Genomic DNA, 22218 nt, shown 5'->3' on the forward strand with positions numbered 1-22218 from the left:
GGTCAGCGCGAGTCGAGTACTTCCTGCGCGGCGCGCCACCCCGATTGAATTGCTCCATCCATCGTGGCGTTCGACCCTTCACCACATGTCGCCTCGCCCGCGAAGAAGAGCGTGTCGTCCAGCGGAGCGGCGAGAATCCCGTGCGCATCCAGACCGTCCACCGCCACCCAGCTGTATGCGCCGCGACTGAGCGGGTCACTGATCCAGTCGTGGTAGTGCCAGGTGCGGAGGCGTTCTCGCACCTGGTTCACCGGCCGGCCGAGTGCGTGCGCCAATGAGATCATGGCATCCTCACGGAGAACGTCCGCACCGCGCACCGCTGCGTGCGTCGATGGCGGACCGCCGATCCAGCCGGTAATGACCGGCGACTCCTCGTCCGCCGGTGTCCACCAGGTCGGAATCGACTGGGTGTAATCCTGGAAGAACAGCGCATCGCGCAGCTCGGGGACCTCACGCCAGATCGGGCGATCGAACTGGAGGAGGAGTTTCGTCACCGGTCCCATCTGAAGCGTGTCGAAGGCATGGCGCTTCATGGTGAGTGCGGGCGAGAAGTTGACGGCGCCGTGCAAGTCTGCGGGTACCGCGAGGAGCGAAATCGGGATCGTGACGAGGAGGATCGGCGCGCTGACCGTCTCGACGCGACCGTGGTGCGACAGGTCGAGGTCGACATCCCCTCGCTGCCACCGGACGGCAAGCGCCAGTGACTCCAGTCGCAGGTCGGTATCCGGCGCGAGCGACCGGCGCATCGCATCAATGAGAGCACCGAGTCCGCCGGGTGCCCGACATGACGCGGCGCCCGCGGGTTCGTTCGCTTCCACTTCGAGAAACCATCGGAGGCTCAGTCGTTCCGGATCGGCTGCGTGAAAACCCTGGACGTAACCGAGGAGGTCATTGCGCTCGCGTTCGAACTTGTCATCGGCGCAACAGGCATCGAGCGCCGCGCGAAGCGAGATGTCACCGGCGACCGGCGGCCGGAGCTTCGATCGGAGGGAAACAGCCTCCTCCCGATCCCAGTCGATCGGGACCAGCGCCGCTCCTTCGCGCCGGACAAACTCCCCCGGGGACTGCGCCACGTCGGCGCCGGCCTTTCGCAGCAGCTGGTGGACCGGTCCATCGTGGTCGAGCCATTCCGGTCCGAGTTCGATCGGCACCCCCTCAGACCGCACCGGCCATGCACGGCCTCCGATCCGGTCACGGGCTTCGACAATCGTCACGGCCATGCCGGCCTCCCCGAGACGTGCCGCCGCCGCGAGTCCGGAAAGACCAGCACCAAGAATGATGATATCGCTCGACATGATTCCGCCGCGACAGGTTGTCTCTCAGACGTCCAGTACGCCGTCACTGGCACGACGAGTAGCATAGGTTCCAGTGGGGCTCAGTTTTCCAGCGAGGTCAAGATGCGCAACTCGTGGTTCCTCCGGGCAGTATTGGTGCTGGTCGTTCCGATCAGCGCGTGGGCACAGGCGCCGCAATCAAACCAGGCGTTGATGGCCAACGACCATTACACGCGATCGCACGACTACGACCTGGTCCATCAGCGCATTGCAGTGTCGCATTTCGACTGGACCGCGTTGTCATTCGAGGGAACGGTGACCACGACGCTGATCGCAAGGCGCCCCGCGCTCGACTCGATCATCCTCGACGAGGGCGCGCTTCTCCGCAATACCACCGTCACCGATCGCAGCGGCGCCGCACTCGTGACCACGCGCGCCGGCGACACGGTCGTCGTGAAGCCGCGACGGCCGCTCCCATTCGGCGACACGCTGGTCTTCACCATCGCATATCACGGGACGATCAAGAACGGGGACGGGTTGACGTTCATCACGAACGATGGCCAGGAACATCGCCCCGACCAGATCTGGAGTCAGGGGGAGGACCACAACAACCATGACTGGTTCCCCACCTACGACTTTCCCAACGACAAGATGACGTGGGAGTTGAGCGCGACGGTGCCCATCGCGGACCTGGCCGTTTCCAATGGGCGGCTGGTCTCGAACGTGGTGTCGGGAGCGACCCGCACCATGACCTGGAGCCAGGAGTCACCGTCGGCGACGTACCTCGTGTCACTCGTCGTCGCACCGCTTGCCGTCGTGCACGACCGGTGGAACGGGGTACCGGTCGACTACTACACCTATCACGAGGACAGCACCCGCGCGTGGCAGCTCTTTCACGTCACGCCGGACATGATCGATACGTATTCGCGTCTCACCGGCATCCGGTACCCGTGGGCGAAGTATGCCCAGACGACCGTCGCCGACTTCTTTGGCGGGATGGAGAACGTCAGTGCCACGACGCTGGTCGACTGGCTCCCCGCTGCCCGCGATTACGTCGACCGGCCGTGGTACCAGTACATCCTCATTCCGCACGAACTCGCGCATCAGTGGTTCGGCGACTACGTCACCACCGAGAACTGGGCCAACATGTGGCTCAACGAGGGGTTCGCCGAGTTCATGCCGGGCCAATACTGGGGGAGCAAGCTTGGCGCACATGCCGAGGAGGATTACTACGCCGATGAATACCGGCAGTTCGAGCAGACCGAGCACCAGCGGTCGATGCCGCTGGCGTCACTCGGGTCGAACAACATCTATCCCAAGGGTGCACTGGTACTCGAGATGCTCAAGGAATATCTCGGCGCCGAGCGCTTCTGGGCATCGATCCACACCTACCTGACGGAGCACGCCCTCGGCAACGCGACGTCGGATGACCTGCGCCAGGCGGTCCTCACGGCAACCGGAGAGAATCTTGACTGGTTCTGGTCGGAGTGGGTCTACGGTGCGGGGATGCCGCACATCACCGTGAGTGCGTCGTACGATTCGTCGCGCGCGACCGTGGCCCTCGCCATCAAGCAGACGCAGGTCGATTCATTCCACGTCGACAGCACCGGCCGGATCTTCAACACGCCACAAGCGTTCGAGATGCCGGTCGACATCCGGGTCGCGTTCGCCGGCGGCGAAGTGACGCAGCGAGTGCAGATCGCGGGACGCGAGCAGCAGGTCGTCATCCGGGGCGTCCGAAGCGCGCCGACGATGGTCCTCTTCGATGACGGAAACCGGATGGTGAAGGAGCTGTCGTTCGATCAGCCGGTGTCGTGGCTCGCCAATGAGCTTCGGCTCGATCCCGATCTCTGGGATCGGCAATGGGCGATCGGGCAGCTTGGCCTGCATCGCGAGGACGCCGGTGCGGTCGCTGCGCTGACGCAGGCGGCCACCGGAAGTGACTATTACCTGACGCGAGTCCAGGCGGTCGGCGCGTTGGCGGATGTTCCCGGCCCCGCCGCCGCCGCTGCGATCGCGGAAGCATCACACGACACGTCTGCGGCGGTTCGCGTTGCGGCGATCCGGGCGGCGGGCAGCGCAGGCGGGGAGTCGGTCGCGACGCTGGCGCGGTCGGCGTTCACGCACGACGCCAGCGATCAGGTGCGGGCCGCCGCCGTCGCCACGCTGGTGCACGTCGATCCGGGCCATGCGCACGATGCGCTCGCCACGGCACTCGGCACGCCATCGTACCGCGACGCCATCGATGACGCGGCGTTGCAAGGGGTGGCACAGACCAACGACACCTCACTGATTGCCGCGGTGGACGCGCTCAGCGGCCATGAAGAGACGCCGGTGCATGTGCTCGCGGTGCTCGGCGCGCGAGGCAACACGCACGCGCTCGATCTCGTCACGGCGCACCTCAACGACAAGCGGACCGCCGTGCGCCGGTGGACGGTCAGCGCCTTCGAGAATACCATGCCGCGAGTCAACAAGGCGGTCGCATTGCAGCGATTGCAGGGAGCGCTCCCGACGCTGACGTACGCCGACACTCGCGCGCAAGTGGTCGCGCTGATCGCAACGCTGCAGAAGTAGCGGCCGGTCGCCCGTGCCAGAACTTCCCGACATCACGGTCTATCTCGAACAGATCGACCGCGTGGCCGGAGGCGAGGTACTGGAACGGTTCGAGCTGTACAACCCCTTCGTCCTTCGCTCGGTTGACCCGGCTCCGTCCGAGTTGATCGGCGCGCAGCTGGAATCGACCGCGCGGATCGGCAAGCAGATCGTCCTCGGCTTCGAGGGCGACCGGTACGCAGTGATTCACCTGATGATCGCGGGCCGCCTGCGATGGAGACTGCCCGGAAAGCGGATCGCGGGGAAGCTGGCGCTCGCCGCGTGGACCTTTGCCGGTGGCACCCTCTACCTCACCGAAGCGGGGACGACCCGGCGCGCCGGGATTCATCTGGTGCGCGGCGCGGCAGCCCTTGCGGCGTTCGACCGCGGCGGACTCGATGCGCTGACGCTCGACGCGCCGGCGTTCATCGCGCGATTGCGCTCGGAAAACCACACCCTCAAGCGCGCCCTCACCGATCCACGACTCTTCAGCGGAATCGGGAACGCCTATTCCGATGAAATCCTGCACCGGGCCAGACTGTCACCGCTGCTGCTGACCTCGCGGATGACGGACCAGCAGGCGATGACGTTGCACCACGCGACCGGCGCGACGCTGGTCGAATGGACCGATCGCCTTCGCCGCGACGCTGGCGACCTCTTTCCGGAGGAGGTCACCGCCTTTCGGGACGGAATGGCAGTCCACGGGCGATTCAAGCTTCCCTGCCCCGATTGCGGCACGCCGGTGCAACGGATCCGGTATGCGTCCAACGAGACGAATTACTGCCCCACGTGCCAGACCGGCGGAATCCTCCTCGCCGATCGCGCCATGTCACGGCTCCTCCGCGAAGACTGGCCGCGAACCCTCGGCGAGGAGAGCTGAGGCCGCGGGGACGCGCCCCTTACCGCCTTCCCGCGCGAGCGATACCTTCTCCCCATCGCAGTACATCCAATCACAATCCCGGAGGAACCAGTGAATCTGGCCGATCGTGTGAAGTCGATTCTGCTCACGCCGCGAAGCGAGTGGCGAGTGATCGATGCGGAGCCCGCGACAGTGGGTTCGCTGTACACGACGTACATCCTCCCGCTGGGTGCGATTCCGGCGGTGGCAACACTCATCGGATTCTCTCTCGTCGGCACCAGCATTCTGGGATCATCGTTCCGGATTCCCTTCGGGAGCGGAATCGAATGGGCGGTCTCGCAGTACGTCAGCACGCTGGTGGGTGTCTTCATCCTGGCGCTCATCATCGATGCGCTGGCGCCGACGTTCGGTGGCACCCAGAACCGGGTGCAGGCGCTCAAGGTGGCGGCATACTCGATGACCGCGGTGTGGCTCTGCGGGATCTTCTATCTCCTCCCGTCGCTCGCTCCGCTCGGCATCCTGGGTCTCTACTCGCTCTTCCTCCTCTTCCTCGGATTGCCGGTGCTGATGAAGGCGCCGGAGGACAAGGCGCTCGGCTACACCATCGTCAGTTGCATCGCAGCCATCGTGATCTTCGTGATCATGCGGACAATCACCGCGCGCTTCGGATACATGACCGCGATGACGCCGTGACGCTGGGCCACGCGGTGGATGCGGACCGGACCATTGCGGCTCCGCCTTCCACCGCGTGGCGCATGCTGGTGCTCCTCACGCTGGTCAACCTCTTCAACTACATCGATCGCTACATCGTTCCGGCGATCGCATCGTCGCTGCGCGCGTCGTCGCTGCATCTCGATCGCACGCAGATCGGCCTGCTCGCGACCGGGTTCATCGTGGTGTATGCGCTGGCATCGCCGCGATTCGGCGCGCTGGGTGATCGCCGCCACCGGCCACGGCTGATCGCGCTCGGTGTCGCGATCTGGAGCGCCGCCACGGTCCTCGGCGGATTCGCGTGGGGATTCATCTCGCTCTTCGTGGCGCGCGCCGTTCTCGGCGTCGGGGAAGCAGCGTACGGGTCGATCACGCCGAGCCTGCTTGCCGATGCGTTCCCGAAGGCGAAACGGGGCCGCGTCTTTTCCATCTTCTTCGCGGCGATCCCGATCGGGTCGGCGCTCGGCTATCTCCTCGCCGGAGAGATGAATGCGCATTTTGGCTGGCGGTCGGCGTTCTGGGTTGCGGGAGTGCCGGGGCTGATCCTCGCCGCATTCCTGCTGCGGCTGCCGGAGGTTCCGCGCGGCGCGCACGATCTCGACGAACCGACGGATACCCCGCCGTCGCCCGGTGTCGCCGGCTATCGGACCCTGCTGCGAAATATTCCATATCGCCTCACCGTGCTCGGCTACGCCGCGTACACGTTCGCGATCGGTGCGCTGGCGTGGTGGATGGCCGACTTTCTCACCGCGATGCGTGGGCTTCCCGCACAGATCGCCGACCGGGAAATCGGCCTGATCGCGGTGGCGACGGGATTCGTCGGCACGCTGGCGGGCGGGTGGCTCGGCGACTATCTGCTGCGATATACCAGGCATGCCTACCTGCTGATGGCCGGCGTCGTGACGATCCTTGCGGCGCCGTTCGCGTATCTCGCGCTCACCGCCAGCACACCGAAGTGGTATCTCACCGGACTGATCGTGGCTGAGCTTCTCGCCTTTGCGTCGACGGGTCCGATCAACTCGGCGATCGTCAACGTCGTCGCCCCGGCGCAACGAGCCAGCGCGATGGCGCTCAGCCTGCTGCTGATGCACTTGCTCGGTGATGCACCGTCGCCGTGGATCGTCGGCTGGATCGCCGATCGCCGGCTGCATGCGGGATGGAGCGACGGCGCAGCACTCCGCCAGGGGATGCTGATCCTGCCGGTTGCATTCCTGGTCAGCGGCGTCATCTGGATGGCCGGCGGACTCCGACGCGATTCGTAACCGATGAAGCGCGCCGCGGGATTCGTCGTTCGTGTCTTCTTTCGCCGGACCGCCGTTTCGGGTAGCGAGCAGGTTCCGCGCGACGGCCCGGTCATCCTCGTACTCAATCACCCCAACGCGCTGATCGATCCGCTCTTCGTGCTCGCGTTCGCCCCGCGGCCGGTCTCGTTCCTGGCGAAGGAACCGCTCTTTCACATGCCGATCGTCGGGAGATTGGTCCGGCGAGCCGGATCGATTCCGGTCTACCGCCGGCAGGACGCGGCTGACATGTCGCAGAATCGCGCGACGTTCGACCAGGTGCGCGCCGCACTGCTCGCCGGCCGGGCGATCGCGCTCTTTCCGGAGGGAACCTCCCACAGCGACGCACGGCTGCGTCCGTTCAAGACCGGCGCGGCACGAATGGCACTCGACGCCGCCGCCGCTGGCAACGCGCCCGTCACGATCGTCCCGGCTGGCCTCTATTACACCGCGAAGGCGCGATTCCGAAGTTCCGCGCTGCTTCGCTTCGGGGCGCCGATTCGGGTCGATGCCACGATCACCGATTCGTCGGGCGAGCCCGACGCCACAGCCGTCCGGGAGCTGACAGCGACACTCGAAGCGGCACTCGCCCTGGTCACGTTGCAAGCAGATCACGACGCAGCACTGCAGCTGGTGACTCGGGCGGAACGGATCTACTCGTCCGGTGATCCGGCGCCGCGGCCGTCGCACGACCTCGCAGATCAATTCGCACTCCGCCAGCGCTTCGTGCGAGGGTACGCGCGCCTTCGGATCGACGCTCCGGCGGAACTGGATCAGCTCGAACGCCGCCTCGAACGATTCGACGGGGCACTGGCGCGAGTGAGGTTGGCACCGGAAAGCATTGCCAGTTCGTCGTCAATTCCTGCTGGTGACGTCTTGCGGCGAGGCACGGTCATCGTTGCGCTGTTTCCGATCGCCATGATCGGGATGGTGATCCACTGGCCCGCGTATCGGATCATCGGCCCGCTGCTGACCCGCGGAATGAAGGTGGAGACCGATGCACTTGGCACGGCCAAGATTCTCGTCGCAGCGCTGCTCTTCCCGTTGAGCTGGATCGTCGCCGGCGTGCTGGTGGGTTGGCGCGGCGGATGGATCGCGGGAGTCGTTGCCGGACTGGTCGCACCGGCGTGTGGCTACGCGGCGCTCCGGTTTCTCGAATTGCTCGATCGCAGCGTGGGGATCCTCCGCGGGATCGTGCTGCGGTCGGTTCGCCCCCGGACCTTCCGCCGGCTCGAAGCCGAGCGGCGGAAGATTCGGGAAACGATCGTGGCCCTTGGAGAGCGGGCCGAACGGTAAATCGTTACGGCGTCGCGGCGGCGTACCCTTCCTGGATCCGCTCCGGGTGCTGGATCAGGTTCTCCAGGAAGAATTCCATCATGCGCTGATTGTTGACCCCCGAGTGGCCGACGTCGGGCTGCACCTGGAGATCGAAGCTCTTGTGCGCTCCCTGCAGCGCCTGGATCACCTGCATCATGTTGGTGTTGTGCACGTTGTTGTCGATGGTGCCATAGTCGAGCATCAACCGGCCGCGCAGGTTGTCGACGTACGACATCGCCGATCCCTTGTCGTAGCCTTCCTTGTTCTCTTCCGGAATCCACATATACCGCTCGGTATAAATGGTGTCATAGTTGCGCCAGTCGGTTGGCGGCGACGACGACGATGCGACGGTGAATGCCTCCGGATGCCGGAGAATCTCCATCAGCGATGTGTAGCCGCCGTACGACGTGCCGTAGATCCCGACGCGGGCCTTGTCGATGTAGGGCCTCGGCCAGAGCGCCTTGATCCCGTTCGCCATGTCATCCATCTCGGTCTGGCCGAGCTTGAGGTAGACGTCGTCAAGCGTCCGCTTCCCCATTCCCGGCTCCCCGCGCGACGACAGCGAGACGACGATGAAACCGTACTCCGTCTGCGCGTTGCCGCCGCTGAAATTCTCGGTGGGGACGTTGTTGCCGGCGCCGGGACCGCCATACACCGACGTCAGTACCGGATACTTCTTCGACGGATCGAAGTTCGACGGGAACCAGATCTCGCCGTACAGCTTCGTCTTCCCGTCGGCCGCGAGATAGGTGTACATCTCGGCCTTGTGGATGCCGCGCTGGTCCATCATCGACACGTCGCTCCGGCCGAGGTCCGCGACCGGTTTTCCGGTGGCAACGCTGACCAACCGCGACACCGGCGCCTGATCGTGCGTCTGCGCCACGTCGATGAAGTACTTCCCGTCGGGCGAGAGATCGACCTGATGCGCGAACGCCGGGTCGGTGAGGCGCCGGTCGCCCTTGCCGTCGAGCCCGACCTTGTGCAGCTGGACCTTCATGAAGTTGTCGCCGTCTCGCGCGGTGTACCACAGCGTGTTGGACTTCTCGTCGACGCGCGTGATCCCCGCCACCTCGAACGGATTCGACGTGACCGTCGCGAGGAGCTGCCCGTCGAGATTGTAGAGGTAGTAGTTCTTGAACCCGCTGCGCTCCGATTCCCAGAGGAAGCGGTTGCTGTCGGCGAGGAACCGGATCGGGGGATGATTCTCGACCCATCCGGTCGGCCACGACTCGTGAATGAGGGTGCGGCACTGGCCGGTATCGGCCGAGCAGCTGGCGAGCTCGAGGGTATTTTGCCGCCGATTCATGCGGTGAATCAGGAGATTCCTGCCGCCCGGCGCCCAGGCCACGTCGTACACGTAATAGCCGACGACATCATTGGTGAACGGCTTGCCGTCGCGCGCATCGACATGGACGCTGCGCTTGGTGGCGACGTCGTAGACGAAGAGATCGACGACCGGATTCGGCACCCCTGGCTTGGGATACGCTTCGACATCGACCTTGGTCTGGAGCTTGGTCTCGTCCTGCGTGATGTAGAAGTCGGGGACCTTGCTTTCATCGAACCGGAAGTAGGCGAGCTTGGTGCTCGACGGATTCCACCACATCGCGGTGCGCTGGGCGAGTTCCTCGCCGTAGACCCACGAGGCGGTGCCGTACTTGACGCGATTCGCTTCGGTGCCGTCGCTGCTCACGGCGGATTCCGCGCCGCCATTCGATGCGCAGACGTACAGGTTGCGGTCGCGATACTCGGCCAGGAAGTTCCCGTCGGGCGACGGTGTCACCGACTGCTGCCGACCGCGTTCCGGCGGCGGGACCGTCGCACCTTTGCAGTCGTGCAACTGGGCGAGTGCTGCAGAACCGCCCGCGGCGGCCGCGCCCCGCCCGCCCGCACGACCACCGCCGCCGCGCCCGCCTCGCCCACGACCGGCGCCCGCGGCATCGGCCGGCGCCGCGGCATCAGTGGCGACCTCGGTGGGCACGGTCGCGGCGAAGTCGAAGTGATAGCGCTTGCCGTTCCATGAATAGTCGACGCCCTTCCCGTCCGCGGACCAGACGACAGGATCGGCCGGCGCTGCACCGCCGCCACGTCCGCCTCGCCCCCCGCCACCGCCGAGGACAGAGCCGGAGGTGAAGTCGCCCTGATACATCGGCGACATCTTCTGGAACTGATCGTACCCCGGGAGTGCCTTGAGGCGATCCTGGGCGTGGGCCACGACCGGAATCACGGCCAAGACGGCGACCAACCTGGCTGGCTTCATCAGTTGCGCTCCGGAATGTTGACGATGGAAGATCGAGCGACCGGCGGGCGAACCGCGGCATCTCTCGGCGGGTCCATACTATCCCCCGCACCGCTGGCTGTAAAGCCGCGTTGCAGACCGACATGCGTGTACCTGGGCCGCGATCGGCTCGTCTCCCGTTTCAGAGACCATTATCACCTGGAGGCCCGCGATGACCGGCAGGCAGCCCTTCGTGCTGTACGAGTGCGGCCTGGCACGCCAGGGGTGCGCCGCGAGCTGTTCGACGCTCGACGACCTCCTCCGGGCGGTCAAGACCGAATCGGACTCCGTCATCGAGCACCACATGATGCGCTGCGTGCTGGAGGATCATTTCGAATTGCACGAGTTTCCCAACGACCTCGCCCGCTGGTGCTGGGACTCGCTCGGCGACCACGTTCTCGGCGAGCAGCTCGGCCTCGTCGACCCGTACCGGCACGCCTCGATCGCGTCGCTGCGGGAGTCGCTGGCGTCGATGATCACCGATCGCGTCGACCACCAGGAGGTGCCGCTCGTCTGCCGGCCCGGACTCGAGCTGCAGCTGATGCGGTCGCGATTGATCGCCTATCCGACCGACGAATCATTCGCCACGCCGGTGGCGCTCGCCGAAGCGCTCCCCAGCTTCTCCCTCGCCTCGATCTTCTTTCACGTGCACGAAGCGCGTCGCCGCTCCGACAATCGCACCGACGACTTCTCGCAATGGCTCGAGGAGTGCGACAGCGACCCCGGCATCGTGGCGTCGATCCGCGGCATCGACTTCTACTTTCTCAATCTGCACCAGTTGCGCGACGAGCTGCAGCGGGTCTTCCACCGGTTCATGCCCGATGCGCCGAGCGTCACCGGAGCGGCAGCATGACGCTGCTCGACCGGTACGAAGAGGTCGTGGGGCATCAGGCGGTGCTGCACCTGCGCCAACTCGCCGAGCGGCTGCAGGGAAAGCGGGTGGTCCATGTCAACTCGACACGTAGCGGAGGGGGTGTCGCAGAAATCCTCGGGTGGATGATCCCGCTGCTCAACGAACTCGGCGTGGAGGCGCGCTGGGAAGTGATCAGCGGCCCGCCGGAGTTCTCCCGTATCACGAAGGCATTTCACAATGGCATCCAGGGGATGCCGGTCTCGCTGTCGAAGCACGATTTCGACCTCCATCGCGAGGTATGCCGCGACAATGCCCGGCGCCTCAACCTCGATGCCGATGTGGTCTTCGTGCACGACCCGCAGCCGATCTACGTCCCGGTGTATGCGTCCGCGAATGAGGCGCGCTGGGTCTGGCGTTGTCACATCGACGCATCGCGTCCCGACGAGGCGATCTGGAAGCATCTCGAGGGAGCGCTTCCGAAGTACGATGCGACCGTCTTTTCCATGGCCGCGTTCGCACGGCACCTGGAGAAGCCGGCCTTCCTGATCGCGCCGTCGATCGATCCACTGTCGGAGAAGAATCGGCCGCTCACGGAGCCGGAGCGACTCGAGACGCTCGAGCGGCTCGGGATCGATCGCGACCGGCCGCTGCTGCTGCAGGTTTCCCGCTTTGACAAGTTCAAGGATCCCCTCGGCGTCATCGAGGCGTTCCGGCTCGTCAAGCCGTATCTCCCCGAGGCGCAGCTTGTCCTCGCCGGCGGATCGGCCGACGATGATCCGGAAGGGCCTGAGGTGTACGCGAAAGTGCAGGAAGCGGCAGGCAACGATCCGGACATCAAGGTGCTGATGCTGCCGCCCGACGCTCCGCGCGACATCAACGCACTGCAGCGGTCGGCGACTATTGTGCTGCAGAAGTCGATCCGCGAGGGATTTGGCCTCACGGTCACTGAAGCGCTCTGGAAAGGCGTCCCCGTCATTGGTGGTGCGACCGGAGGGATTACGCTGCAGGTGCACGACTACCAGACCGGGTTCCTCGTCTACTCGCCTGCCGGCGCGGCGTACCGCATCCGGTATCTCATGCGCTACGCCGACAAGCGCGAGCGGATGGGACGCGCCGGGCACGCATTCGTCCACGAACACTTTCTCCTGATTCGCCAGCTTCGCGAGGATCTGCAGATGCTGCTCTGTCTTGACCGCCCCGGCAACGAAACCCTGGTGGTCTGACGATGGGTCCAATCCAGGCGCCTCCGCGGGCCCGTTCGCAGACCAGTCGCTCGTTCCGCGCGGCAGTCATCATCGCCGTGGTGTTCGGCCTTTGCGCCACGATCCTGAAATGGCACCAGACCGAGGTGCAGAAGTCGCAGGATGTTGCCGAGGTCGACCGCCGTGCCCGCGATCTCGCCAACGGCCTCATCCCGCCGGTGCGCGAAGCGCTGGCGCGTCATGATTCAGCGGCGGTTCAGGCGCTTGCACCGCGGCTCGAAGGATTCGGCAAGGTCATCGGCTTTGCGGTCTATCGCAGCAACGGGCAGCTCTTTGCATCTGCGCGCGCCGTACGCGGCCTCGCCGACACCTTGCCGGCCGCGCTGCGGGCCGGCCTCCGGAACAACAACGAAGCGGTGACCGCGACGCGCTGGCAGGGGCTGCCGGTCCGCCTCTTCGCCATTCCGGTGCGAAGCGAAAGCGGTGGCGAACGCGGCGTCCTCGTCGTGGTGCACGACGTGTCGTACATCACCGACCTCGCGACGCAACGGCTGACCCGGTCGGCGCTCTGGATTCTCTTCCTGATGCTGCTGCTGATGATGATGGTGGTCGCCACGACGTGGCTCGTGTACGACCGCCAACTGCACAAGCTCGCCGAGTGGATGCAGCGGCTGCGCACCGAGAATGTCCCCGAATCGCCGCCGCCGGGGCTGCCGGTGGCGTTGCTGGTGAGCGAGAGCAACCGGCTGGCGGCGTCGTTGCGCGCTGCGCGATCGGTCGGTCTCTCCGAGTCGGAAGCGGCGCTGCGCGCCGAGCAGTCGTGGACCCGCGACCGGTTGCGCACCCGCGCCGTGGCGGTGCTGAAGCACGGTCAGCTCATCGTGGTGAGCAATCGGGAGCCGTATCTGCATCGCAAGGTGAACGGACGTCTTCAGGTCACTATGCCGCCCGGCGGCCTCGTGTCGGCGCTCGATCCGGTGCTGCAAGCCTGCGGCGGCCTCTGGGTCGCCAATGGGTCGGGCGACGCCGATCGCGAATCGGCCGATCAGTTCGGGCGTCTTACGGTCCCGCCCAAGGACCCGCGCTACACGTTGCGCCGGGTGTGGCTCACCGAGGAAGAGGAACAGGGGTACTACTACGGCTTTGCCAACGAAGGGCTCTGGCCGCTCTGCCATCTCGCGCACGAACGTCCGGTCTTTCGCGCCGGCGACTGGGAGCAGTACGTCAAGGTCAACCAGCGCTTCGCCGACACCGTGGTCGAGGAGATGGGCGCCGGCAGCGGGATGGTGCTGGTGCAGGACTATCAGCTCGCACTGGTGCCGCAGATGGTGAAGGCGGCGCGTCCCGACGTTCGCGTCGGGCTCTTCTGGCACATTCCATGGCCCAATCCCGATTCGTTCCGGATCTGCCCGTATCGCGCCGAGCTGCTGAGCGGCATCCTCGCCGCCGACCTGGTCGGGTTCCACTTGCAGCAGTACTGCAACAGCTTCCTCGACACGATCGACCGGATGCTCGAGACACGCGTCGACCGCGATCACTTCGCGGTGGAATCGCGCGGTCACACGGCGCACGTACGCGCCTTCCCGATCAGCGTGGAGAGCTGGCGCGATCGCGCACCGACCACCGAAGCGACCGAGATTCTTCTCGCCGACATTCGCGACCGGTATCTCACCCCCGGCACGCAGCTCGGTGTCGGCGTCGACCGGATCGACTATACCAAGGGCCTTCCCGAGCGGTTTCGCGCCATCCGCTGCTTCTTCGAGCGCTATCCGCAGTACCGCGAGCGCTTCACCTTCGTGCAGATCGGCGCGCCGAGCCGCACGAACATCAGCCGGTACCGGGACCTCGTGTCGGAGCTCGAACGGCTGGCCGATGAGATCAACGGCGCATTGCAGACCGATACCTGGAAGCCGATTCACCTTCTCGTCGGTCCTGCCGACGGCGCCACGGTACACGCATTCCTCAGGCTGGCGTCGATGTGCGTCGTCTCGTCACTGCACGACGGGATGAACCTCGTCGCGAAGGAATACGTGGCGGCGCAGGAACATGACGACGGCGTGCTGATCCTCTCCGAGTTCGCCGGCGCCGCGCGCGAGCTGAGTGACGCCATCATCATCAATCCCTACGACATCGATCGCTTCGCCGACGCGATGCGCGCCGCGCTGGAGATGCCGGCGACCGAACGGCGGGAGCGGATGCAGCGGATGCATCGCGAAGTCGAGGAGCACAACGTCTACCGCTGGGCGGCCAACCTCCTCACTGCGCTCGCGGCGATCGACCCGCTCCCCGCCACCGTGCTGGCGTCGCGCGATACCGCGATCCCCGCATGACGCGCGCGGGCCAGGAGATCGTCGCGCGACTCGCGACGGTGCATCGCAACGGCGGCACCGTGGTGATCCTCCTCGATTACGACGGCACCCTCACGCCGATCGTGGCCGACCCGCGCCTCGCCGTCCTCGATCCAGCGCGGCGCGAACTCCTCGCGGCGCTCGCCGCGATTCCGCGGGTCGCAGTCGGCGTGATCAGCGGACGGATGCTGGTGCAGCTGCAGGATTTTGTCGGCGTCCCGGGTCTCTATTATGTCGGCACCGGTGGGATGGAGATCGATCTCCTCGGCCGCCGGGTGCACCACCCGGCCGAACGGGAATGCGGCGAACTGATCGACACCGTCGCGCGGCAGCTGCAATCGCTGCAGGATCAGTGGGTCGGTTCGTGGATCGAGCGAAAGCCGGTCGGCATCACCATCCACTATCGCGGTGTTGCCGCTGACGCGAGGCCGCGCTTTCTCGCGGCAGTCGACACCACGCTGGCGCCGTGGATGCCGCAGCTCTCGCTGCTCGGCGGGCCGATGGCGCTCGAAGTCCTGCCGCGACTCGGATGGAACAAGGGGAACGCGGTCGAGATCATCCTCGATCACATCGACGGCGCGCTGACAATGCCGATCTACGTGGGAGATGAAGCGAACGACGGCCACGCCTTCGCGGCAGTGATTGCTGCCGGTGGCCTGGCCGTCGGTGTCGGAGCCCAGGCGCCGGGGGCGGCCTCGTACTGGCTGGCCGATCCCGACGCGCTCCGTGACCTCCTCGGCGAGCTGCGAAGCGCGCTCGCCGCGGATCGCTCTAGCTCTTCATCGCCATCGCGTCGTTGATCGCCCGGCCGAGGGCGGCATATGCCATCGGGTCGATCACGTTGAACGCCGACACGTAGGTCACCTTTCCATTCGGTGCGACCACGAAGACAAATCGACGCTCGTAATTTCCCTGGGCAGGCCAGGTGCCGTACTCGTGGCCCGCTTCGCCGGCTGCGTCGGAGAGGAAGGTGAACTGGAAATGCGCTTCGGCCGCCCACGAATTGAGGTCCGCCGGCGGATCCGAACTCACGGCGAGAAGGCGGACTCCCTTGCCCGCGTGGAAGAGCGAGTCGTACTCGTCGCGGTAGGTCTCCATCTGCTTGGTGCAGCCGCTGCTCCGCTGCTTGGGGAAGAACGCGATCACCACGGTCTGTCCCTTGAGACTGGACAGCTTGAGCGGTGTCGAATCGATTCCCTTCGCATTCGCCGCCGTCAGGGAGAAATCCGGCGCCATGTCGCCGACCTTCGGCATGTTGGCCGGGGGCGCCGCCATCTGCTGCGCCATGAGTCCCGCCGGCATCAGGAGTGCTGCAGCTGCCAGTGTGTAAATCGTGGTGCGCATGCTATTGCCTCGCGTTCGTGGGAACTACGCGCCAGATCTTGCCGGCGCCATCGGAACCAATGTAGAGCGCGCTTCCATCGGGAGCCATCGCCACCGCACTTATACGGGCATCGGTCCCCGCACCCTGCGCGAATGTCGAGTAGGTGCCGACCGCCTTCCCCCTCTTGAACGGAATGAAGACGAGCCGGTATCCGGCCTGCGGCAGCGGCGCGCGGTTCCATGATCCATGGAAGGCGAGGAACGCACCACCGGTGTACTCCGCTCCAAAGTTCGCGTTCGGTACGAAGGCGAGCATCATTGGCGCCCAGTGGCCCGGAAAGCCGATCGCCGGCTGCGTCTTGCCGGCGCAATCGCCCTGCTTGATCCCGTCGCCGCCATACTCCGGTGCCTGCACCTTCTTCCTGGTGATCGGGTCGAAGTAGCAGTATGGCCAGCCATAGTCCGCGCCCTTCGGGACCGGCCCGAATTCCTCGGCCGGCTTCTCGGCGTTGTCCTCGTTGGAGAAGCCCCAGTTGTCGCCGAGCTGGTCGCGCCCGTGAATGGCGGCCCAGAGTTCTCCGGTCTGCGGATTGATCGCCAGCGCCTCGGCGTTGCGCATGCCGAACCCCCAGTGCTCGCCGGTTGCGGGCGTCTGTCCCGGTTTCCGCGAGTCATAGCGCCAGACGCCGCCGCGCATGTCGCGTTCCTTGCAGGGATTGATTCCGGGAACGTGGGCGGTGCGGTCCTTCTCCTGACATGAATTCGTCGCCGATCCGTGATCGACGAAGAGCGAGCCGTCCTTCCCGAGCGCCATCGTCTTGGCCGGGTGATTCCCGCCGACCGGGAGTCCGGTGATGATCGCGGTCCCTCCATCGCTCGGCGTGAGCGATCCCGGCTGCCAGGAGAACCGTACCACCTTGTCGTTCGGCGAGAAGAAGATCGCGTCGGAGCTGAGTGCCACGCCGGTCCCCGCGCCGAATGATTCGCCGAAGGTCACCATGCTATCGGAATGGCCATCGTGGTCGCGATCACGGAGCGCGGTGACGCCGGGGCGCCGCTGCATTCCGGCAAAGACGTCGCCGTTGGGCGCGACGACAATGTTGCGCACGCCGGGCACTGACGCGAAGACGGTGGCACAAAACCCCTTGGGGAGGGTCAGGCCGCCGTTGTTGGCGTCGCATGCCGGCGGCGGCGAGGGTCGATGGGCGGCGAGGGCGGCGGCCGCGATGACAGGGACAACCAGAAGAGCGAGACGTCGATGCATGGGCCCCAACCGGGTCAGGAGTAAAGGCGCAGACGGTGCCACGGCGCGCAGGGAGACCGGCCCCAAAGATATCGGTGCACTGGCGGCGCATCGCGTGCCCTCGCCCCGGCGCCGGGAACCACTATGTTCTCTCCCCCATGGCCGGCGAATACATCTTCACGATGCGGGACCTGCGCAAGATCGTCCCGCCGCAGCGCGAGATCCTCAAGGGGATCTCCCTCTCGTTCTACCCCGGCGCCAAGATCGGCGTCATCGGCTCGAACGGGTCCGGGAAGTCGACGCTTCTCAAGATCATGGCGGGTGTCGACCAGGACTTCCTCGGCGAAGCGAAGCCGATGGACGGGGTCCGCATCGGCTACCTCCCGCAGGAGCCCGCCCTCGACGCGTCCAAGACGGTGCGCGGCAACGTCGAGGAGGCGCTGCAGCCGATCCGCGACCTGCTGACCCAGTTCGAGGCGATCAGCGCAAAGTTCGCCGAGCCGATGGACGACGACGCGATGCAGACCTTGCTCGACAAGCAGGCGTCACTGCAGGACCGGATCGATGCTGCCAACGCCTGGGAACTCGATCACACCATCGACATCGCGATGGACGCCTTGCGTCTCCCGCCGGGCGATGCCGATGTCGCGCATCTGTCGGGCGGCGAGAAGCGCCGGACCGCGCTCTGCCGGCTGCTCCTCTCGAAGCCCGACATGCTGCTGCTCGACGAACCGACCAACCATCTCGATGCCGAATCAGTGGCGTGGCTCGAACGGTATCTCAAGGAGTTCCCGGGAACGGTCGTGGCGATCACGCACGACCGCTACTTCCTCGACAACGCCGCGGCGTGGATCCTCGAACTCGATCGCGGCGCCGGCGTCCCGTGGAAGGGGAACTATTCCTCGTGGCTCGAGCAGAAGGAGAAGAAGCTCGAGGTCGAGGAAAAGCAGGCGTCGGCGCACCGTCGGACGCTCGAGCGCGAGCTCGAATGGGTGCGGATGTCACCGCGCGCGCGCCAGGCGAAGAACAAGGCGCGTCTCTCCGCGTACGATGCCCTCGTCGCCGAAGAGGAGAAGGCCGACGACAAGGCGCATGAGATCCTGATTCCCCCCGCGCCGCGCCTCGGCGACGAAGTGGTGATTGCGAAGAAGCTGACCAAGGGATTCGGCGACCGGCTGCTCTTCGACCAGCTCGATTTCTCGTTGCCGCGCAGCGGGATCGTCGGCGTGATCGGCCCGAACGGCGCGGGCAAGACGACGCTCTTCCGGATGATCGTGGGCCAGGAGCAGGCCGACGGCGGCGAACTCGTGGTCGGCAAGACGGTGCAGCCGGCGTACGTCGATCAGTCGCGCGAGGCGCTCGACGGCGACAAGACCGTCTACGAAGAGATCGCCGGCGGCCTCGACTCGCTGCAGTTCGGCAACCGGTCGATCAACTCACGCGCCTATTGCGGCTGGTTCGGCTTCCGCGGCAGCGATCAGCAGAAGAAGGTCGGCTTGATGTCCGGCGGTGAGCGCAACCGGCTGCATCTCGCCAAGCTGCTCAAGGCCGGCGGCAATCTTCTTCTCCTCGACGAACCGACCAACGATCTCGACGTCGACACGCTGCGGGCGCTCGAGGATGCCCTGCTCACCTTCTCCGGGTGCGCCGTGGTGATCTCCCACGATCGCTGGTTTCTCGACCGGATCGCAACGCACATTCTCGCCTTCGAAGGCGATTCCGAGGTGGTCTGGTTCGAAGGGAACTACCAGGACTACGCCGCCGATTACCGCAAGCGCAAGGGTGTCGCGGTCGACCAGCCCCACCGGATCAAGTACCGCAAACTGACGCGGTAGCCGCGCGCGCCGGGTCGCACTCCCCTAGATGTTCTGAGGAAGCAACGGTATACTCCCTTAGCGCATCTAAGGGAGCATGCCCGTGGCCAATGATTCCATCGACCTCCTGCAGGGGTCACTCGACCTCCTGGTCCTCAAGACCCTCTCGTGGGGCCCGATGCACGGGTTCGGCATCGCGCGCTGGCTGCGGCAGCTGACCGACGACGCGCTGCAGGTGGAAGAGGGATCGCTCTATCCGGCGCTCTACCGGATGGAGAACAAGGGGTGGATCGCTTCGGAATGGCGCGTCACCGAAAACAATCGGCGCGCCAAGTACTACCGGCTTACTCCTGCCGGCCGGCGCCACCTCACCGCCCAATCGAACCAGTGGCTCCGCTTTGCCGGGTTGATGATCGAAGTCCTCGGCATGCGCGAGCAACCTGCACCGCAATGAACCTCGGCCGGCGGATCGTCCACCTCTGGCGACGCGACACCGACGTCGAGATCGCCGAGGAGTTGCGATTCCATCTCGACGCGACGGCGGACGAGGAAGTCGCCCGCGGGATGACGCCGACTGCGGCACGCGCTGCCGCCACACGGCGGTTCGGCGATCTGACCACGATCACTCACACGCTTGCTTCGTTGAGAGAAGAGGGAGATCGGATCATGGGACGCAAGGAATGGTTCGAAGCGCTGGCGCAGGATGCCCGATTCGGCGCGCGCCAGTTGCGCAAGCATCCCGGCTTCAGTGCGGTGGCGCTGCTGACCCTGGCGCTCGGGATCGGTGCGAGCACCGCGATTTTCTCTCTGGTCTACTGCGTCCTGTTGCGCCCGTTGCCGTATCAGGACGCCGATCGCGTCGTTTCGCTCGGTCAGGTGCTGACCTCCGGCGACGCACAGCGGTACGTGCCGGTGCCGAACTTCCTCGCGTGGGAAGCGCAGAACCGCACGCTGAGCGCGATCGGTGCCACCGACCAGCGCTCGATGACGTTGACCGGCCACGGCGACCCGTTGCGACTGCGCGGCAATAACGCGACGTCGGGGTACTGGCGCGCTGCGTACCTGCCGCCGCGACTCGGCCGCTACTACGACGCGACGACGGATCACCCGGGATCGAGTCACGTGGTTGTCCTGTCTTACGCGACCTGGCAGACTGCGTTCGGCGGCGACACGACGATCGTCGGCCAGCTGATCCATCTCGACGGTGAACCGTACACCGTGGTGGCGGTCGCACCAGACGCCTTCTCGACAACCACCAACGGACCGGCGTTCTGGACGCCGCTCGCCCCGTCGCCCGACGACGCCGTGCGGTGGGGCGACCACGAGTTGACCGTCACTGGCCGGCTCAAGCCGGGGGTCACGCCCGTCGCAGCGGCCGCCGATCTCGGGCGAATCGAAACCGCCGCACGGGTGGCGCATCCGGACGACGGGCTCACCGGTGCCATCGCAGTGCAGCCGCTCCTCGACGCGACGGTCGGCGTCACGAATCAGCGACAGCTGCTGATCCTCCTCGCCGCCGTCGGGCTGGTGCTGCTGATCGCGTGCGGCAACGTGGCGAACCTGCTGCTGGCGCGAGCGGTGGCGCGGCGCGGTGAAATCACGGTTCGCCGCGCGCTCGGAGCCGGGCGTCGGCGCCTCGTCCGCCAGCTGATGATCGAGAGCGGCATCCTCGCCGCAGGTGGGGTGGTTCTCGGCGTGGGTGTCGCAGCGCTGGGGCTGCGCCTCCTGCTCGCCAACGCGCCGGCTGGAGTGCCGAGACTCAAGGATGCGTCGCTCGACACGCCGGCACTCCTCTTCGCGATCGGCGTCGCGGCACTGTCGGCGCTGCTCTTCGGGCTGATGCCGGCGCTGCAGGCGGCCGGTCGCGATCTCCAGACGACGATCCGTGAAAGCGGGCGCGACAGCCGCGGTGGGCGCGATCCGCTGCGCCGCGGGCTGATCGTGGCAGAGATTGCCCTCGCGCTGGTGTTGCTCACTGGCGCGGGCCTGCTGCTGCGCAGCGCAGCACGGATGCACGCCGAACCGACCGGCTTCGTTGCGGGAAATCTGCTGACGGCGCGCGTGGCGTTGCCGGAAAGCCAGTACGCGACGGATGCCGCCGTGGTGGCGGGGTTCAATCAGGTCCTGACACGGGTCCGCGCCGTTCCCGGTGTTGCGTCGGCGGCGTTCATCTCGCGGGTGCCGATCGGCGCCGGCGGTGCCGATTGTACCGTTGCGCCGGCGGAGCGGCCCTACGAGTCAGCGTCGGGAGTTGACGCGGATTTCCGCAGCGTCTCGGATCGCTACTTCAGCACGATGGAGTCGCCAGTCCTCCGCGGCCGCGCCATTGCTGCCGCCGATGATGCGACCGCACCACCGGTCGTGATGATCAATGCGTCGCTGGCGGCCAAGCTGTTCGGCAACGCCGATCCGATCGGACGGCAGGTCCGTCATTGCATCGGACTCGGCAACGGCTATTCCAATAACACCGTGCGCACGGTGGTCGGCGTCTTCGCCGACGTCCGGGCCAACGGCCTCGATCAGGAGCCGGTCGATCAGGTCTTCTATCCGGTCGCACAGTTCTACGAACGGCAGATGACGCTGGTCGTTCGGGGATCGGTGCCGGTCACCTCGCTGGTGCCGTCGCTGCGGCGTGCGATCGCGGCCGTCGATCCGCAGCTGCCGCTCGCCGCGCCGATCACCATGGGTGACGTGATCAGGCAGTCGACCGCGGTATCGCGCTTCACCATGCTCCTGCTGCTGGTCCTCGGCGTGAGCGGTCTCTGCCTGGCCGCGACCGGCATCTACGGTGTGGTGTCGTACCAGGTCGCCCAGCGGGTGCAGGAGATGGGGATCCGCCTCGCACTTGGCGCCACGCCGGGTCAGGTCCGCGGCCTCGTGCTGCGCAACGGCTTCACCACGGCGCTGATCGGCGTCGCGATCGGGGAGGCGGCGGCGGTGGTCGGAACGCGGGCACTGCGCGGGCTGGTGTACGGCATCACGACCCGGGACCCGGTGACGTTCGTGTCGGTGGGCGGCGTGCTGGCGTTGACAGCCGTGGTGGCGAGCATCGCGCCGGCGCTGCGCGCCACGCGGATCGACCCGGTCAAGGCGCTGCGCGGGGAGTAATCGGCGGTATCTTCAGGGA

The 22218-nt window shown here is 66.1% G+C and carries 16 protein-coding genes; 12 read left to right on the forward strand and 4 right to left on the reverse strand.

The genetic code is table 11. The features are described from left to right. Window positions 1-2 precede the first annotated feature (2 nt). Window positions 3-1295: an NAD(P)/FAD-dependent oxidoreductase gene (locus VGM20_07445; GenBank protein ID HEY4100696.1), complete on the reverse strand. Its 1293-nt coding sequence runs from the start codon at window positions 1293-1295 to the stop codon at window positions 3-5. A gap of 102 nt (window positions 1296-1397) precedes the next feature. On the opposite strand from VGM20_07445, the gene VGM20_07450 reads away from it, so the two are divergent. The 5 genes from VGM20_07450 (at window position 1398) to VGM20_07470 (ending at window position 8012) form a co-directional block, all read left to right on the forward strand. Then, entirely contained in the window at window positions 1398-3848 is a 2451-nt protein-coding gene (locus VGM20_07450) for a M1 family aminopeptidase (GenBank protein HEY4100697.1), read from the forward strand. A gap of 13 nt (window positions 3849-3861) precedes the next feature. Next, the gene (locus tag VGM20_07455) at window positions 3862-4746 is read left to right on the forward strand and encodes a DNA-formamidopyrimidine glycosylase family protein (GenBank protein HEY4100698.1); all 885 of its coding nucleotides are present in this window, start codon (window positions 3862-3864) and stop codon (window positions 4744-4746) included. A 90-nt stretch (window positions 4747-4836) separates the two neighbouring features. Next, the gene (locus tag VGM20_07460; protein HEY4100699.1) at window positions 4837-5418 is read left to right on the forward strand and encodes a Yip1 family protein; all 582 of its coding nucleotides are present in this window, start codon (window positions 4837-4839) and stop codon (window positions 5416-5418) included. Further along, window positions 5415-6698 carry an MFS transporter gene (locus VGM20_07465; protein ID HEY4100700.1) on the forward strand — a complete coding sequence of 428 codons (1284 nt, stop codon included), beginning with the start codon at window positions 5415-5417 and terminating at the stop codon, window positions 6696-6698. Before VGM20_07460 ends, VGM20_07465 begins: the two co-directional genes overlap by 4 nt. 3 nt (window positions 6699-6701) lie before the next feature. Beyond that, window positions 6702-8012: a lysophospholipid acyltransferase family protein gene (locus VGM20_07470; GenBank protein HEY4100701.1), complete on the forward strand. Its 1311-nt coding sequence runs from the start codon at window positions 6702-6704 to the stop codon at window positions 8010-8012. 4 nt (window positions 8013-8016) lie between these two features. Here VGM20_07470 and VGM20_07475 read toward each other — a convergent pair whose 3' ends face one another. Beyond that, window positions 8017-10290 carry a DPP IV N-terminal domain-containing protein gene (locus VGM20_07475; GenBank protein HEY4100702.1) on the reverse strand — a complete coding sequence of 758 codons (2274 nt, stop codon included), beginning with the start codon at window positions 10288-10290 and terminating at the stop codon, window positions 8017-8019. A gap of 190 nt (window positions 10291-10480) precedes the next feature. On the opposite strand from VGM20_07475, the gene VGM20_07480 reads away from it, so the two are divergent. The 4 genes from VGM20_07480 to otsB are packed head-to-tail and all read left to right on the forward strand — an operon-like array spanning window position 10481 to window position 15511. Beyond that, window positions 10481-11161 carry a DUF5752 family protein gene (locus tag VGM20_07480; GenBank protein HEY4100703.1) on the forward strand — a complete coding sequence of 227 codons (681 nt, stop codon included), beginning with the start codon at window positions 10481-10483 and terminating at the stop codon, window positions 11159-11161. Further along, window positions 11158-12384 (forward strand): glycosyltransferase, encoded by a 1227-nt coding sequence (locus VGM20_07485; GenBank protein HEY4100704.1) that lies wholly within the window; start codon window positions 11158-11160, stop codon window positions 12382-12384. Before VGM20_07480 ends, VGM20_07485 begins: the two co-directional genes overlap by 4 nt. A gap of 2 nt (window positions 12385-12386) precedes the next feature. Then, on the forward strand, window positions 12387-14693 hold the full coding sequence (locus tag VGM20_07490) for a trehalose-6-phosphate synthase (GenBank protein ID HEY4100705.1): 2307 nt from the start codon (window positions 12387-12389) through the stop codon (window positions 14691-14693). Continuing rightward, on the forward strand, window positions 14690-15511 hold the full coding sequence (otsB, locus tag VGM20_07495) for a trehalose-phosphatase (protein HEY4100706.1): 822 nt from the start codon (window positions 14690-14692) through the stop codon (window positions 15509-15511). Before VGM20_07490 ends, otsB begins: the two co-directional genes overlap by 4 nt. Here otsB and VGM20_07500 read toward each other — a convergent pair. Beyond that, complete coding sequence (locus VGM20_07500) at window positions 15483-16055, reverse strand: redoxin domain-containing protein (protein ID HEY4100707.1); 573 nt, start codon at window positions 16053-16055, stop codon at window positions 15483-15485. The genes otsB and VGM20_07500 overlap by 29 nt on opposite strands. Before the next feature lies 1 nt (window position 16056). Further along, entirely contained in the window at window positions 16057-17298 is a 1242-nt protein-coding gene (locus VGM20_07505) for a PQQ-dependent sugar dehydrogenase (protein HEY4100708.1), read from the reverse strand. A gap of 137 nt (window positions 17299-17435) precedes the next feature. Here VGM20_07505 and ettA point away from each other — a divergent pair, with 137 nt between their 5' ends. From ettA to VGM20_07520, 3 genes are all read left to right on the forward strand, one after another. After that, window positions 17436-19112 carry an energy-dependent translational throttle protein EttA gene (gene ettA, locus VGM20_07510; protein ID HEY4100709.1) on the forward strand — a complete coding sequence of 559 codons (1677 nt, stop codon included), beginning with the start codon at window positions 17436-17438 and terminating at the stop codon, window positions 19110-19112. Window positions 19113-19194: 82 nt separating this feature from the next. Then, on the forward strand, window positions 19195-19545 hold the full coding sequence (locus VGM20_07515) for a PadR family transcriptional regulator (protein ID HEY4100710.1): 351 nt from the start codon (window positions 19195-19197) through the stop codon (window positions 19543-19545). Continuing rightward, window positions 19542-22199, forward strand: a complete 2658-nt coding sequence (locus VGM20_07520) for an ABC transporter permease (protein HEY4100711.1) — start codon at window positions 19542-19544, stop codon at window positions 22197-22199. Before VGM20_07515 ends, VGM20_07520 begins: the two co-directional genes overlap by 4 nt. Window positions 22200-22218 lie beyond the last annotated feature (19 nt).

Source organism: Gemmatimonadales bacterium, from assembly GCA_036500345.1.
Taxonomy (GTDB): domain Bacteria; phylum Gemmatimonadota; class Gemmatimonadetes; order Gemmatimonadales; family GWC2-71-9; genus Palsa-1233.